We start from the raw sequence: 14,368 nt of genomic DNA, 5'->3' as shown, positions 1-14,368 counted from the left end.
ATCAGGGCGCATGGCCGCCTGCCTCCGGGCAGACCCACAGCAGCCGGCGGGTAAGACTGGCCACATCGCGCATGAAGAAGAAGGCGCTGAAGGCCGGCGTCTCCTTGGTAGGACGCTCTGACAGATCCAGCAGCTTGTTCGCCCGTCTGACCAGATGCCTGATGTCGGGGTCCTTGTCCGCGCCCAGGTCCATGCCGAGAAGCCGGTTCAGCTGCTCGATGACGGCCGTGGTCCTGATGTCGATGCTTTCGCGGGTGGAGGTGCCCAGCTTCATCCTCAGGGCGGCGTCGGTGCTGTCCGCGATCAGCTCCGTGTCGATGGGCTGGTTGTCGACGGCTGGAGCCTTGCGTCTGTCCGTCACGGTGGTCACCACGCATCTCCCCTCGGTACCGCAACGTGCGGCGGCTGCCTCGGTTGCTCGGGTTCGGAGACGAACGTAGAGCTGCAGTCACCCAAGTCCCAAGGAGATTGCGCGAGTTTGCAGCAAGCCGATTGACGGCCTACAACAGCCCATCGACCATCGTCATGTCGCGCAATCCCAAGCAAGGCAGCAGACAGGAGAACCACCATGAAGCTACGGTTCCTTGGTAAGAACTCCACGGTCGGCGACTGCCCGACCCTGTACGCCACAGACCGGGACACCTACCTCGTCCAGGGCTGGAAGATCTTTGCGAACGACCTGCTGATGCAGCTTGAGATCCCGGAGGGGGAGACAGCGGTGGAGGTGCCCACAGAGCTGTTCGAGCACCTCACAAAGGACGGCCTGGCGGCCGGGGAGATCAGGCGTGTCGAGGATCCGATCACGATCCTGACGCCGAGCGGTACGTTCGTCGTCCAGGGCCGCGAGGTGACCGACCCCGAAGCGCTGGCCCAGATGGAGATTCCGGACTACGAGACCGTGGTCGAGGTCCCCAAGGCCGCGATCACCGCCCTACTGGAGGAACCGCGTGGAGCTGATCTCCAGCACCGAGCGCAACCAGCTCTTTGAGAGCTTCGCGCAGGACGCATTCCATCTGGAGCTGAGGGACGACTACTCCGTCCCCGACGAGGACAGCCCGTTCACGAGCTGGCTCCGCGGCGAGACCGTCGACTACTCCTACATGGAACCCTGGACGCGGCTCATCAGGCGTGTCACGGGTGAAGGGAAAACTGTCCGACGCGTCCGAGTTGTCACCGAGCCACACTCCCCCTACATCCAGTGGGAGCACGCCACCACCACCCTGAACGAGGAGGCCGGCGAGGAGATCCGCTGGCTGCCCCGACACCGCCTGCTGGAGGGCATCACCTTCCCTGTGGGAGGCAACGACTGGTGGCTGTACGACGATCGCCTGCTTGCCGTGGGCCACTTTGCCCCCGACGGCCGTGTGCTCGGGTCGGAACTGATTGAGGACCCGGACACCGCAGCCGAGTGCGTACGCCTACGGGACCTGCTGTGGTCCGCCGCCATCCCGCACTCCGAGTACAAGCCCTGACCGACCCGTGAGCACCCAAGTACAAGAGGCACTGCAAGCGCTCGGTGCCCGGCTGCGCGGCTTCCGAAAGGACGCCGGATTCGCCAGCGGCCGGGCATTCGCGCGTGCCACCTCGTGGCAGGAGTCGAAGGTCTCCCGCATCGAGAACGGCAAGCAGCGTCCCAGCGAGGACGACATCCGCGTCTGGTGCGAGACGACCGGCCAGGGCGACCAACTCGGCGACCTGGTCGCGATCGTCCGCCATGTCGACGAGCTGTGGCTCGAATGGCGCCGACAACTCCAGACCGGCGTCGAGAAACGACAGCGCCAAGCCATCCCGGTGTACGCCAAGACAAAGGTCTTCCGCATCTGGCACCCCACACTCATCTGGGGAACCCTCCAAACCGCGGACTACGCCGCCGAGGTCTTCCAACAGGGCGTCAGCTACTACGAAATACCCAACGACACCGAAGCGGCCGTGGCGAAGCGACTCGAACGCCAGCAGTACCTGTATCAGGGCGAGCGCATCTTCAACGTTCTCCTCGGCGAACAGGCCCTCTACACCAACTTCGGCGGCCCAGAAGTGATGAAGGGGCAGCTCGACCGCCTCCTGGCCGTGATGCGCCTTCCCCGCCTCAGCCTGGGCATCGTCCCCAAGTCCGCCCCGACCCTCATCTGGCCGGGCAACGCGTTCTCGATGTTCGACGCCCGACTCGTCCTCGTCGAGACCTACTCGGCGGAGTTCTCCGTCTCCCAGCCCCGAGAAATCGAGCTGTACACCAAGGCGTTCGCCCTCCTGAAGCAGTCAGCGGTCTACGGCACCGCCGTCCGAGACCTCATCTCCACGGCGATCCAGCACTACGACCAGATCCCGAACGACTAGGAGAGCGCACCGTGCAGCCGATGACCCCGAACTGGCGAACCAGCTCTTACACAGAAACGCAGAACTGCGTCGAAGTCGCTGACAACGACCCGACCACGGTGATGGTCCGGGACACCAAGACACGCGGCCGGGGAATGATCGAAGTCCAACGAGCAACATGGACGGCCTTCGTGGAGTACACCAGGCAGAGACTCGGTACCTGTTCCGCGGAATGCCGCGAACTACCAGCGGTGACGTGCGCTGTACTTAATCCCGTGTAACTTGGGTGTGCCACAAGCTGTAGGCCAACTTGTAGTTCAACTTGAATCTGTGATCCGAGCGGCGCATCTCGCGAGGGCAGCTCCCGGACACGGTCCGGCCTGGTCGTACCCAGACCGGACCAGTGCCCGCGGAGCGGCGGTCGAGTCCGGCCGTTTAGGCTACGGCCGGACTCACCGCCTTATTTGCTCCACGAGAGCAACGACCGCCACGAGAAGGCTGAGCGCTGACAGGGTTACCTGCCAGCGGTCCGCGCCAGGCCAGCGCTTCCCGGCCTTCCTGAACGATCTGTCTCTCATTACTGCCCCTCTCTTCCCAGGGCACCCCATGTTGGGGAGCTCCGACCTACCGACCCGGCCGTCGGCCGGGAATTCGCGGAGGAAGATGAGCAGCGCCACGAGCCTAGCGCCCGAACTGGCTGCTGTGTGCCGCGACTTGGGTGCTTCTGACCCGTCGCGCATTATCGGCAGTACTTATGCGCGTACTTATTTAGGAACCTCTCGAGGTGCAGGGGACGTTTTTTGTCCTTCGGTCACCAGAGAGGCAGTGAGGGGGGCACACAGCATTTGAGCGCGAGCAGACAATGCAGCAAGAGCAGGCATGTGACGCTGCCGAGGTAGCGATGTGATGTCGGTCACGTAGCGCGTGATGGATGTCGCCGCCTCCGATGACGGGCGGAGGCTCGTGGGGTGCAGCAAGACATGTGCGTGCCTGATCGGTCGATGTTGGTGTAGGTGCGTGACGGGCCCGACCGGGAGATCCGGTCGGGCCCGTCGTGCAACGCGCAGTCGGTGATATCAGCGGCGATCGCCTACAGACCTTCGCCAGGATCAGCGGCGGGGTGCGCGCGACGCCGAAGGCACTGTGAGGGGTGGTGCCATGGCCTGGCGGTCGGTGAGACGGCTGGCCTGGGTGGTGGCCGAGGCGTAGGCGGGCAGATCGGCCATGCGGAGCAGGCGCCAGACCAGAACGTCGCTGATGGAGTCGGCGGTGTCGAGTTCCCTGCGGGTGGCGGCCTCGGTGAGGAGCGCCTGCGGGTTGTGGCCGGCCTGTGTGGCGTCGGCGAGGGTTGCGGCCAGGGCGTCCCAGCCTGGCTCGGCCAGGATAGTTTCGGCGAGGTCGGGCAGGGCGGCGCGCACGGTGGTGGCGTGGTGGCGGCGCAGGGACGGGGCGATACGGCGGCCCCGTTCGCGCAGCACGGTGAGATGTCCGGCGGCCGCCTGCTGGTAGGCGGCCCGTAGGTGCTCGCTGGCCCGGCGGGCAGCCTCGGCCTGCTGGGCGTGCTGACGCTGGGCGTGCCAGTGGGCAGCGGCGATGACGAGGAAGAACACCATGTCGATCGCCATCGCCGTGGTTGCTCCGTCCTCGCCCCGGCCGAACGCAGGTCCGCCGTGAATCAGGTCACGGGCTGCCCGACGCAGGTCCTGCGCGTGGCGGAACTCGGCTCGGGTGTGGGAGCGGGAGGCCCGCTCGAACTCCCGGGCCGCCCGGCGCAGCTCGTCGCGGGTGTGCAGTGCCGAGGTCTTGGCAAGAGCGTCGAGGACCTCGCCGGTGGCGGAAATCTGGGCGACAGCCGCGCCATCGTCGCCGCTGTGGTCGAGGACGAGCAGTGTTGCCCAGGCCGCGTCGGCAGTGGTGCGCCGTGCCGCTGCGGGTGCCGAGGACGCGGTAGAGCGTTCCGCCCGCTCGCTGTCGGCGGTCCCCGGTGAGGCGGAGGCGGTGGTGAAGCGTGCCTGGATGCGGGGCAGGGACAGGTCGGGGGCGAGCGTGGAACCGGCGTAGAAGATCGGCTCCTTCTCCCCGTTGCGGTCACCGGGCAAGGCGACCGTGTAGCCCTTCAGGTCGCCGGAGGGCAGGACCCTGGTGCGTACGAGAAGCCCGGCGTCCTTGAGTCGTTCGAGGAACTCGTCGGTGGAGGCGGCACCGGCCACTGCGCGGCGCACGGTCTCGCGCAGTTCCTCGCGCGCGGCGCGGTCCCAGCCCAGGCGTTCGGCCTTGTGCCGCTCGGCGCTGGTGGTGCGCTTGGCGGCGGTGCCGTCGCCGGGGGCAACACGATGGAGGTCGTAGTCGGCTTCGATGAGGCGGGCTTCGGCCTGGGCGCGTTTGCCTGAGCGGTGGTGGTCGGGGCGGCGGCCGTCTTCGCGGACGAGGGTGGCGATGACGTGGATGTGGTCGTCCGCGTGGCGGACGGCGGCCCAGCGGCAGCCCGCTCCGTCGCCGGGGTCGATGCCGGTGGCGGCGACGATGCGGCGGGCGATGTCGGCCCACTGCTCGTCGGTCAGGATCGGGTCGTCGGGGGCGGCGCGCACCGAGCAGTGCCACACGTGCTGCTCGGGCCGCTGGTCTGCGTCGAGCAGGTGGAGGGGCTGGTCGAGGAGGTGAGCGAGGTCCTTCTTCGTGGCCGAGGGGTCGCGGCCGGGGTCGGGAGCCAGATGGTCGAAGGAGGTGACCAGGTGCGGGTCGACGTGCTCCTCGTGCGTGCCCTTGCCGTAGAGGTAGTGGAGCAGACCGAGGGTGCTGCTGCCCTGCCGATGGATGCTGGGGATCAAGCCGCCTCACCCTCCCGCTCCTGGCGGTTGGCGACCCGGTCGACGGCCTGCTTCGCAGCATTGGCCGCGCGGTGGACGTCGGCGAGCACCTCCTTGAGATAGGGCACTTCGCCGCCGGAGTTGAGCGCCTTGGTCACCTGGTTGAGGTTGCTGCCGGCCCAGCCGAACTGCCGGCGCATGGCGAACAGCTCCGTGAGGACATCGCGTTCGGTGGCGATGGTGACGGCGGTACGGGACTGGTCGCGGGCGGCGGCCAGCGCGGAGTGCGCGAGGAAGCCGGCCACACTCATACCGACGGCATCGGCGCCGGCCTGGATGATGGCGTGCTCGTGATCGCTGAGGCGGACGCTCTGAGCCGGACGCTGCTTCTTCTCGCGCAGACGCGCCTTCCCCTTGATCTTGGTCCGGCGCGTACGGCCAGCCTTTCCTGGCTGCGATCCGCCCTCGGTCGCAGCCTCTCCGTCCGGTGCCCCCTGGCGCCGGACGGGCCCCGCCATCCCCGGGGCGGGGTCGGGTTCGGGCGCTCCCCCCGCGGGGGAGTGTCCGAACCTCCAACTTGCTGTGCTGTCCGGGGCTGGAGTGGTTGTTATTGCCTGCTGGGAGTCGGAGGTTTCGTGGTGTGGGTCGTGCATGGATCGGTTCTCCGTTGGGGTGCTGGTGCCGGGTGCTTCGCTGTGCGCGGTCCCCGTGCCTGTGTTGTTCTGCGCGGGGCACGGGGGATCCGGAGGGGTGATGGCGATCGGTGCGTTTGCAGGGGGTCAGGCGGTGCCGACGGGGGCTGTGTCGAGCTCCTTCTGCCGCTGCGAGGTGGCTTCGTCGAGTCCGTCGAGAGGCTCGGCCTGGCCAGTGCGCTCGGCCTGCAGTTGGTCGCGCAGGGCGCGGGCGCGCTTCTGCCCGATCCGTAGTGCGCTGCGCAGACGCTCGGCGCTCAGCCGGTCGTCGCTCCAGTCGGCGGTCAGGAGTCGGGCCTCGTCGAGGACTTCGGCGTCGGTGCGGGTGCGGTCGGCGGTCGATTTGGCGATGGTGGGGACGCGACCGGTCGCCCGACGCGGGGCGGCTCCGGTCGACTCCACCGCAACGGCCGACCGGGGCCGTCGGGGAGCGGTGGCCGACTCGTCGGCCTCGGTCGGCCTCGTCACGGGCGCCTCGGCGACCTTCATGGAGGTCGACTCGGTCAACTGCTCGGGGGCCGATGCGGCCTGGTCAGACCTCGACCGTGCCGCCTGCTCGTCAGCTTGCTGACTCCACGACTTGGCACAGGCTGCTTCGGCAGAGTCGGCCGACTCGGGGTTGTGGTGCAGCACTTTCGCCACGAGGTCCGACCCGAAGTAGATCGACCCGACCGGGAGCGAGGTCGCCAGCAGTACGAGGGCCCAGTTCGCAGGGGCCCAGTCGGCCAGTCGGCCCCACTGGATCGACGCGGTGTGCAGGGCCGGAATGAGGCCGTGCACGTAGTTCAGCAGGAGGCTGGCGATCGTGTAGGTGGCCAGGACCCGCAGCGCGAACGTCCGGTCGGTTCCGGTCAGCACGAGCGTGGCGACCAGCGCGAGGGCCATCAGCCCGTCGACGACGATCGGGTAGAGCAGGGCGGCGGTGGAGTCGGCGCCGATGGCGCGGGCCACGTCGGACAGCGCGTTCCACGAGACCCGGAAGGCCATGAGGACGACGGCCAACAGGCCGACGACGAGGGTGATGCGTCCCAGGCGGTTCACGCGACGACCTCCAGCGGGTGTGAGTGCACGGTGGCCGGGGCGGGTGGGAGCAGGGCGATGCCGGAGCGGCTGCTGCGGCTGCCGCGTATGGCAGCCGGGGCGCTCGGGGCAGGGGAGTGCAAGGGCGGGCTCCAGGGCGGGGAAGTGAGGCTTGTGGTGCTGGGGTGAGGGCGTTCACGGAGGGGGCGTTCACGCGGGCCCCCTTCTAAAGGGGGCCCCGCGCGTGATCGCTTGGGCGCGTGTACGGCGTGGACGCTCGCGTGATCGTTTGACCTGCGGTTTTGCGGTGAGCGTGGACGCTGTGAGCGGTTCACGGTGGGGGGTTCGCGTGAGGGCCGCGTGTACGGTCGCGTGATCGCTTCGCGCCGACCGACAGGGGGTTCAGCCGACGGCGGTGAGGTGGCGGGAGGAGGCGTAATAGCGGGTCTGCTGCCCGCCTCCGGCTCCTCCGGCGGTGCCGTCGGCCCTGGTGGCCAGGCCGCTGTCGACGAGGCGGGCGAGGTGGCGCCGCGCCTTCTCGACGTCAGCGCGTTCGGGGTCGCCGCCGCCGATCAGGATGGCCGCCAGGTCGCGGGCGGTCAGGCCGCCCGGGGCGTTGCGCAGCAGGGCGGCGGGATCCTTGGTCGGGTCGACCGTGGTGGTGCCGCGCTTGTGGTCGTGGGTGACGTCCAGCGGGCCAACCTCACCGGTGGGGGTCTTGAGGTGGTACAGGGTGACGGCGGGGTCACCTGCCCTGCCGGTGACGAACAGGACGCTGCCCGCGCCGGCGGTGATCCAGGTGGAGCCGTAGACCTGGTCCAGGCTGGGGCGCTGGCCGCGCGGGGCGTCGGCGGTGGCCTTTCGCTGGTGGTGCAGCTCCAGGATCTCCACGCCGCCTCGCAGGGCGCGCATGCGGGCGTTGTGGAAGGCGACAGCGAGGCTGTCGTCGACCATCGTGCTGACGGCGTCCTTGAGACTGTCGATCACGATGGTGTCCGCCTGGTGTGCGGCGGCGAGGTCGGCGAGGAGGTCGGGTTCCTTGTCGAGGGTGGCGGGCAGTGGCCCTTCCCAGACGACGAGTCGGTCGCGAAGGATCGCCTCGTCGGTGTCGAAGACCCGGCGGGCCATGGCCTTGGCGATCTGCTTGGGACGGTCCATGGCCAGGTAGAGCACCCGCCTGCTGGGCGCGACCGGCATCTCCAGGACCGTCTCCGACAAGCCGAGGCGGGCGAAGATCACCTGGTGGGCCAGGGTGGTCTTGCCGACGCCCGGAGCACCGACGATCATCAGGCTTTCGCCGGGGGCCCAGACGGTCTTGTCACGTGTTCCCCACAGGGGCTCGGCGTCCGCGCCGGATTCCTTGACGAAGGACCATCCGTCCCTGGCGAAGCGGTTAAGGCGCCCCTGGCCTGAGGCCAGCGCCCGCTCACGCTCGGCCCGCATCTCCGCCTCGACCTCGATGCGTATCGCCTCGGGATCGGCGCCCGGCTCCTGGGCACGCTGGACAGTGCGTATCGCGGAGGCGAGCAGCCGGCGCAGGTTGGCCTTCTCGCGGATGATCTCCGCGTGATGCTCTGCGCCGCCGGTGCCGTAGTGCAGGTCGGCGAGCTGGAACACGTAGGTGTTGCCACCGACTCGCAGCAGATCACCCTGCCTTTCGAGCAGCTCGGTGAGGGCGATCGGGTCGGTCGGTTTGTCCTCGCGGTGCTGGCTGAGCAGTGCACGCCAGATGGTCTCGTGCGCGGGTCGGTAAAAGGCGGCGTCGCCGAGTACGGGCCGGACAGTGTCGATCACGTCGGCGCTGTGCATGCAGGCGCCTAGGACCGCACGCTCGGCGTCGATGTTGAACGGGGCGTGGAGCATGTCCGTCGGCGGCTCGGCGTCAGCGGAGACGGCGGGGGATGGCGGCGGCGGGGTCAGGGGCGTACCCTGGGGCATGAAGCTCCTCTCCTGCGGGCCATATGGGACGGCAATCCCGGCCAGGCAGGTTGATCGCTAGGGATGGCGGTTTTAGAGGTTTGCGCTTTGAACCCCTCGGTGTCGCGCCGAGGGGTTTTCTGTGTGTCGGGTCTCCGGTCGGTGTCTGGGCAGGACTACCAGGATGCCACACGATCTGCGAAACGCAATACATCTCTGCCTAGCGCAGAGAGTGTCGATGATCACTTCCTGTGCGTATCGCATTGATCCCCTGCCAAGCGCAGAGCGTGTGGTACAGTTTTGATTCCCTGCATATCGCAGGGGCGCCCTGCGACAGGAAGGAGGGGTGGATGGCAGACGACGAGACCCCTGAGGGGATCTTGCTCAGCGGCGAGGAAAACGCCGCTGTACGGATCAAGCTCGAACGCGAGCGGCGCGGCTGGAGCACGACGGCTCTGTCCGACCGCCTGAACGAGGCCGGCTTCGAAATGAACCCGTCCGCGGTCTGGCGAATCGAGAACCGCAAGCGACGCATCAATCTCGATGAGGCGATCGGGTTCGCCGAGATCTTCGGGGTCGACCTCCGAAACCTTGTCGGCCCTCCGCAGCTCGCTGCGAAGGGCCGCGCCATGGAACTCATCGACAAGGTCGTCGCCGCCCACCAGGAGACACAGCGCGCCCAGCACGTGTTCACCCGCGCTCGTGACGACTTCGACGCCTACATCGCTGAACACCCCGACATCCGCGAAGAGGCGGAAGCGATGATCTCCAACGCCATCGCCGAAAGCCTCATGAAGATGAACGCGGAGATCTACGGGCCCCCGCCCGGCACGCAATCCGACCCTGAGCACGCGGACTCCGCTCCCGACGCGTAGCGCCTCGGCCGCCCGACCTGGGCCCCGCAAACCCCCAGGCACGGAACCCACCGCACACATCCCGAGATCAACCGGTCAGGCCGGGGTTGCCGCCCCATCGCCTGCCAGGAAACGGACTTCTCCTTGCCCGAAAACGCCCTGCCCATCACCCAGATCGCCCAGCTCCTCGGCGTCTCCGAGACTGAGCTGCGCGCTCTGATGAACCAGCGTGACGCCTCCCACGGCGATGCCACCCTCGTCGGCCTGACCGTCGCCGAAGCCGCACGGCGGATCGGCATCGGCCGCACCAAGCTGTACGAGTACGTCTCCTCCGGCGAGATCTCCTCCGTGAAGATCGGCCGGCTGCGCCGCATACCCGCCGAGGCGCTGAACGACTTCCTAGCCAGGCGCCCCGACTCGGCGGACTACACGACCGCGGCCTGAAGGGGGCGGAATGACCAAGTCCCCGAAGTCCCGTCAGCCCAATGGTGCCTCCACCATCTTCCTCGGCAAGGACGGCCGCTGGCACGGCTACGTCAGTGTCGGCGTCAAGGACGACGGCAGTCCGGATCGCCGCCACGTCAGCCGCAAGACCCGCCCCGAGATCACCAAGGCCGTGCGCGACTTGGAGAAGCAGCGCGACTCCACGGGCGTCCGCAAGGTCGGCCAGACCTGGACGGTCGAGACCTGGCTGACCCACTGGGTGGAGAATATCGCCGCGCCCAACGTCGGTGAGAACACCATCGACGGCTACCGCGTGGCGGTCTACCACCACCTCATACCCGGCCTGGGCGCACATCGCCTGGAGAAGCTGGAGCCCGAGCACCTGGAGCGCTTTTACCAGAAGATGCAGGCGAACGGCAGCGCCGCCGGCACCGCCCACCAGGCGCACCGCACCGCCAACACGGCGCTCAACGAGGCCGTGCGTCGTCGCCACCTCACCACCAACCCGGCCTCCGTCGCCAAGGCCCCCAAGGTCGAAGAGGAGGAGGTCGAGCCGTACACCCTTGAGGAGATCCAGTGCCTCCTCCTCGAAGCGGGCAAGTACCGCAACCACGCTCGCTGGGTCATCGCGCTCGCGCTCGGCCTGCGCCAGGGCGAGGCCCTCGGTCTGAAATGGGAGGACGTGCACTTCGAGGAAGGCGTGCTCGTCGTACGCCGAGGCCGCCTGCGGCCTCGCTACAAGCACGGCTGTGGCAACAAGTGCGGCCGCAAGCCCGGTTACTGCCCCCAGAAGATCAACACCCGGCGCGAGACGAAGGACACCAAGACCCGCGCCGGCAAGCGCTCGATCGGCGTACCCGAGCAACTGCTGACCCTGCTGCGACGGCACAAGGAGGAGCAGGACCGCGAGCGGACCCTAGCCCGTGACCTGTGGGTGGAGAAGGGGTACGTGTTCACGTCGCCGACCGGCGAGCCGCTCAACCCCAACACCGACCACCACAGGTGGAAGGACCTGTTGAAGGCCGCCGGCGTCCGCGAGGGCCGACTCCACGACGCCCGCCACACCGCCGCGACCGTGCTGCTGATCCTCGGTGTCCCCGAGGCGGTCGTCGACCGCATCATGGGCTGGGAGCCCGGCAAGTCCGCCCGCATGCGCCGCCGCTACCAGCACCTCACCGGCACTGTGCTCCAGCAGACCGCCGCAAAGGTCGGCGCCCTGCTGTGGGGGCCGACGCCCTCTACGCCCGCATCGACCTCCGGAAGTCCCGTGTCCGGCCCGAGCCAGGACCCCGTCCAGGCGGACCCGACGGTGTACGTCGCCCGACTCGGCGAACGCCTCATCCCGTTCCTGCACCGTGAGCACGCGGACGTGGTGGCCGTGCAGTGGGGCGCTGACCATCCCAACCACGAGGCAAAGGTGGAGGAATGGGACCGGGAGAAGTGGGAGGACAAGGGCCCCGGCGGCGCGCGGGCCATCCGCGACAAGATGCCCGACCGCCGGATCGTCCACCACGCCCACGCGGTGTACCTGGCCGGCGGCGACCGGCTCAACATCGGCCGCGATGCCCAATGGTCCGTGGTGGCCTGGGAGTTCGAGACCGACCTCTACACGGACCTTCCGGTCCGCTGGCACACCAACCGCCGTCCCGGTCAGGAGGTCGAGGCCCAGGTGCGAGGCACGGACGCGGACGCCGTCTCTACGGCCTACGTCGAGGCTTGTGCACAGGCTGTGGATCGCGCGAAGAACCCCGGCAAGTACGGCGATACACAGGGCTGATGTCCACCGAGTCCTGAGGGGGACGGCAGAGCGGGGCCTCGACCGATCCGGTCGAGGCCCCTCCACGCATGAGTCGACTGCCTGGAGCAGGCGGTGTGCCGCCGATCGCCGAGGCTGATGTCCTAGCCAGGAATGCCAAGGTCCTTCAGGTAGGTGAGACGGGCGTTTATCGCCGCTGAGAAGTGCCGCCAGTCGAGGCTTTCCACCAGTTCGATGGGCTTGGGGTTCTCGGCCGAGGACGTGACGTAGCACGCGGCGTCGTAGAGCTGTTCGGCCATGAGGCGCTCGCAGAAGATCCCGAACCGATCCTGGTATGAGGTGCCGTGCCAGATCTCGTCGGAGGGCAGGGCGCCCTTCGCGGTCTTGACCGGCCTCCGGGAGCCTTCGCCGTCCTGCATTATGAAGAAGTAGCCGAGCCAGGGCTTCTCCTTCGGGAACAGCTCGGCGAGCGCTGCGCGGCGGAGGTCCACCGCGCTGCCGAGGGCTTCCTCTACCCGGTTGTTGTAGTTGTTGCCGAACGACGGCCCTCCGAGCGCCTTCATCTCGAAGGCCGCGACGAGTACGCCCTGGTGAACGACTACGAGGTCCCACTGTTTCTGCGGCCGGTAGTAGCCGGGCAGCTCCAGGCCCTGGGACTTGCTGACGCGGATGCTCTCGGGCGGGAAGCCTGCATCCAGGAAAAACTTCGCCAAGAGGGTCGCGATCACATCGAAGTGCTTGCCACCGCGTACCGATCCGGCTGTGCCAGCGCCAACCGCGGCTTTGATCGCGGACTGCTCGTTCTGGAGCTGTTTCGCACCCCAGTAGGCCGCAATGGCGTCTTCGAAGTCTTGGCGGGTGACCGTCAAGATCCGTCCCTCCCTAGTCAGGCAGCTCGGCGAGTCCGTAGACGCGAAGCGCGGCCTCCGTGGCGGCCTTCACGTCGCGCTTGTCGAAAGCCTCTGTAAGGGCAACCCGGTCGCTCTCGCTGATCGCTGCGGGGTCGGGCACGCGGATCTTGCGGAGGTACTGCGCCTGGAATCGGAGAGTCCCCCCTCGCATCTTGACCGCGTACGCCTCCACGAACGCTTCCGCGACCTTGGAGAGCAGCAGACCACCGAGTACGCGCATGTCCCAGACGTCCGAGACGATGAAGTACAGGTTGTGGTGAGGGTACAGGCCGCCTTCATCGAGGACCGGATGGATCGTCAGCTTCATGTCCGGAAACAGCAGCTTGGGGCGCTCGGTCAGACGGTGGTCGACCTTGTCGATCGTCTTGTACCAGCGTTGGGGCTGCTTGACCGCGATGTAGCGCTTACGCAGGGCGGCACCGTGCTCTTCGAAGTACTTGAAGAGCCGGGGGTGTGCGGTGAGGTCTACGAGGTCGCCTTCGGCAGTCCACGGGTTGACCAAGTAGGTGCCGTGCCAGTTCAGAGTGCCGCTGGTGGTGTCACGGACCATGGCCATCGGCAACAGCCGGTCACGTTCGACGAGGGTGTCGTCGTCCGTGAGGAAGACCTTGTCGGCGCCGGTGGCGATGCCGATGCCGACGCGTGTGCCGGTCTTGTCGTCCTCCAGCAGCCGGAAACGTTCGGTCAGCTCCTCCAGGACTGCCAGCCTGGCTGGTGACGCGGCCGGCCACGAGTCCTCGTCCGGGAACCAGTGCGGCATACGCGCGGCCTGGAAGGCCGGGGTAGTGATCGACTCCGACGTGCCCTTCGTGTACCAGTCGGCGAAGTCGTGGGCCTGGGTGCTTCCGAACGCGCGGGTGGTGTCCGCTGCAACCGCCTCGCCTTGGGAACGGTTCGAGATGATCGTGATCGCCGGATAGGCCGAAACTTGATCATCGAAGGCGTCCACGTCGTGCATGACGAGTGCCAGATCCATGCTGAAGCGACGCTTCACCAGTTGCCGGAGCCGACTACCGTACTGGTTCCGCATCCAGCGGTCCGCGCAGATGAAGCCCAGCCGGCCTCCGGGCTTGAGGCTTTGCAGCGCGATCTCATAGAAGCCGACGTAAATGTCTGCTCGGCCGCCCATCGTGGGACAGGCGCTGCGATAGGCGGCCATCCGATGGTCGGGGACGTCTTCAAGGCGAATGTACGGAGGGTTGCCCACCACGTAGTCGGCACGGTGATCGGCGTCGGACTGCAGTAGGTAGTCGCCTTCTTCGACCCATGCTGCTGCCACCCGCTGAGCTTCCTCGGCCTGCCATCCCTCGTCCACCAGCTGCTTCTCGATGACCGCACGACTTTGTTTCACGTTGCGCTCCAGCAGGTCCAGAGCACGAACCGCCGCGAGCGCGTCTGCGATCGGTCGATTGTGTGCACGGCAGGAGGCACTGATTCGCGAAGCCACAGCCACCAGGAATGCACCCGAGCCGCAGGCCGGCTCGACGAGCTTTACGTCGCAGAGATCCTTGTCGGCCGTGTAGCCGAGGAGGTCGAGGATCAGGTCGACCACCCAGCGCCGCGTGAAGACCTCGCCGTGCTCCACGGCTTCCGCGGGAAGAGCAGGGAGACCGTGCAGATCAGTGTCAGGGAACAGAGGAGTGGCCACGTCTTG

Annotated in this window: 14 protein-coding genes; 7 read left to right on the top strand and 7 right to left on the bottom strand. The window is 67.7% G+C overall.

Annotated elements, in window-relative coordinates:
- Position 1: 1 nt before the first annotated feature.
- Complete coding sequence (locus PUR53_RS28625; protein WP_329910114.1) at positions 2-370, bottom strand: hypothetical protein; 369 nt, start codon at positions 368-370, stop codon at positions 2-4.
- Positions 371-568: 198 nt separating this feature from the next.
- Between PUR53_RS28625 and PUR53_RS28620 the strand changes: the two genes are divergently transcribed.
- The 4 genes from PUR53_RS28620 to PUR53_RS28605 are packed head-to-tail and all read left to right on the top strand — an operon-like array spanning position 569 to position 2,594.
- On the top strand, positions 569-988 hold the full coding sequence (locus PUR53_RS28620) for a hypothetical protein (protein WP_329910113.1): 420 nt from the start codon (positions 569-571) through the stop codon (positions 986-988).
- On the top strand, positions 948-1,472 hold the full coding sequence (locus PUR53_RS28615; RefSeq protein WP_329910112.1) for a DUF6879 family protein: 525 nt from the start codon (positions 948-950) through the stop codon (positions 1,470-1,472). The genes PUR53_RS28620 and PUR53_RS28615 overlap by 41 nt, the downstream gene beginning before the upstream one ends.
- Positions 1,473-1,479: 7 nt before the next feature.
- Positions 1,480-2,334, top strand: coding sequence for a helix-turn-helix domain-containing protein (locus PUR53_RS28610; RefSeq protein WP_329910111.1), 855 nt, complete (start codon positions 1,480-1,482; stop codon positions 2,332-2,334).
- Between the two features lie 20 nt (positions 2,335-2,354).
- Entirely contained in the window at positions 2,355-2,594 is a 240-nt protein-coding gene (locus tag PUR53_RS28605; protein ID WP_329910276.1) for a DUF397 domain-containing protein, read from the top strand.
- Positions 2,595-3,422: 828 nt separating this feature from the next.
- On the opposite strand, the gene PUR53_RS28600 is transcribed toward PUR53_RS28605, so the two are convergent.
- The 4 genes from PUR53_RS28600 to PUR53_RS28585 all read right to left on the bottom strand — a co-directional run bounded on the left by PUR53_RS28600 (position 3,423) and on the right by PUR53_RS28585 (position 8,770).
- On the bottom strand, positions 3,423-5,141 hold the full coding sequence (locus tag PUR53_RS28600) for a relaxase/mobilization nuclease domain-containing protein (protein ID WP_329910110.1): 1,719 nt from the start codon (positions 5,139-5,141) through the stop codon (positions 3,423-3,425).
- Entirely contained in the window at positions 5,138-5,638 is a 501-nt protein-coding gene (locus PUR53_RS28595; RefSeq protein ID WP_329910109.1) for a plasmid mobilization protein, read from the bottom strand. Before PUR53_RS28595 ends, PUR53_RS28600 begins: the two co-directional genes overlap by 4 nt.
- 261 nt (positions 5,639-5,899) lie before the next feature.
- Positions 5,900-6,853, bottom strand: coding sequence for a DUF2637 domain-containing protein (locus tag PUR53_RS28590; RefSeq protein ID WP_329910108.1), 954 nt, complete (start codon positions 6,851-6,853; stop codon positions 5,900-5,902).
- Positions 6,854-7,234: 381 nt separating this feature from the next.
- Positions 7,235-8,770: a DnaB-like helicase N-terminal domain-containing protein gene (locus PUR53_RS28585; protein ID WP_329910107.1), complete on the bottom strand. Its 1,536-nt coding sequence runs from the start codon at positions 8,768-8,770 to the stop codon at positions 7,235-7,237.
- A gap of 329 nt (positions 8,771-9,099) precedes the next feature.
- Between PUR53_RS28585 and PUR53_RS28580 the strand changes: the two genes are divergently transcribed.
- The 3 genes from PUR53_RS28580 (at position 9,100) to PUR53_RS28570 (ending at position 11,824) form a co-directional block, all read left to right on the top strand.
- Positions 9,100-9,624, top strand: coding sequence for a helix-turn-helix domain-containing protein (locus PUR53_RS28580; RefSeq protein ID WP_329910106.1), 525 nt, complete (start codon positions 9,100-9,102; stop codon positions 9,622-9,624).
- Positions 9,625-9,747: 123 nt separating this feature from the next.
- Positions 9,748-10,047 (top strand): helix-turn-helix domain-containing protein, encoded by a 300-nt coding sequence (locus PUR53_RS28575; protein WP_329910105.1) that lies wholly within the window; start codon positions 9,748-9,750, stop codon positions 10,045-10,047.
- A 10-nt stretch (positions 10,048-10,057) separates the two neighbouring features.
- Positions 10,058-11,824, top strand: a complete 1,767-nt coding sequence (locus PUR53_RS28570; RefSeq protein WP_329910104.1) for a tyrosine-type recombinase/integrase — start codon at positions 10,058-10,060, stop codon at positions 11,822-11,824.
- A 122-nt stretch (positions 11,825-11,946) separates the two neighbouring features.
- On the opposite strand, the gene PUR53_RS28565 is transcribed toward PUR53_RS28570, so the two are convergent.
- The gene (locus PUR53_RS28565) at positions 11,947-12,672 is read right to left on the bottom strand and encodes a PaeR7I family type II restriction endonuclease (protein ID WP_329910103.1); all 726 of its coding nucleotides are present in this window, start codon (positions 12,670-12,672) and stop codon (positions 11,947-11,949) included.
- A 13-nt stretch (positions 12,673-12,685) separates the two neighbouring features.
- On the bottom strand, positions 12,686-14,362 hold the full coding sequence (locus PUR53_RS28560) for an Eco57I restriction-modification methylase domain-containing protein (RefSeq protein ID WP_329910102.1): 1,677 nt from the start codon (positions 14,360-14,362) through the stop codon (positions 12,686-12,688).
- Between the last annotated feature and the right edge of the window lie 6 nt (positions 14,363-14,368).

The organism is Streptomyces sp. SP18BB07 (assembly GCF_036322545.1).
Classification (GTDB): Bacteria; Actinomycetota; Actinomycetes; order Streptomycetales; family Streptomycetaceae; genus Streptomyces; species Streptomyces deccanensis.
The sequence above is the reverse complement of the archived record's forward strand: the minus strand, read 5'-3'. Positions and strand labels throughout refer to the sequence as shown.

What these genes read in the sequence shown, in the direction of transcription:
- PUR53_RS28580 (WP_329910106.1), top strand. Translation starts at nt 9,100, where the DNA reads ATGGCAGACGACGAGACCCCTGAGGGGATCTTGCTCAGCGGCGAGGAA.
- PUR53_RS28605 (WP_329910276.1), top strand. Translation starts at nt 2,355, where the DNA reads ATGACCCCGAACTGGCGAACCAGCTCTTACACAGAAACGCAGAACTGC.
- PUR53_RS28585 (WP_329910107.1), bottom strand. Translation starts at nt 8,770, where the DNA reads ATGCCCCAGGGTACGCCCCTGACCCCGCCGCCGCCATCCCCCGCCGTC.
- PUR53_RS28620 (WP_329910113.1), top strand. Translation starts at nt 569, where the DNA reads ATGAAGCTACGGTTCCTTGGTAAGAACTCCACGGTCGGCGACTGCCCG.
- PUR53_RS28570 (WP_329910104.1), top strand. Translation starts at nt 10,058, where the DNA reads ATGACCAAGTCCCCGAAGTCCCGTCAGCCCAATGGTGCCTCCACCATC.
- PUR53_RS28595 (WP_329910109.1), bottom strand. Translation starts at nt 5,638, where the DNA reads ATGGCGGGGCCCGTCCGGCGCCAGGGGGCACCGGACGGAGAGGCTGCG.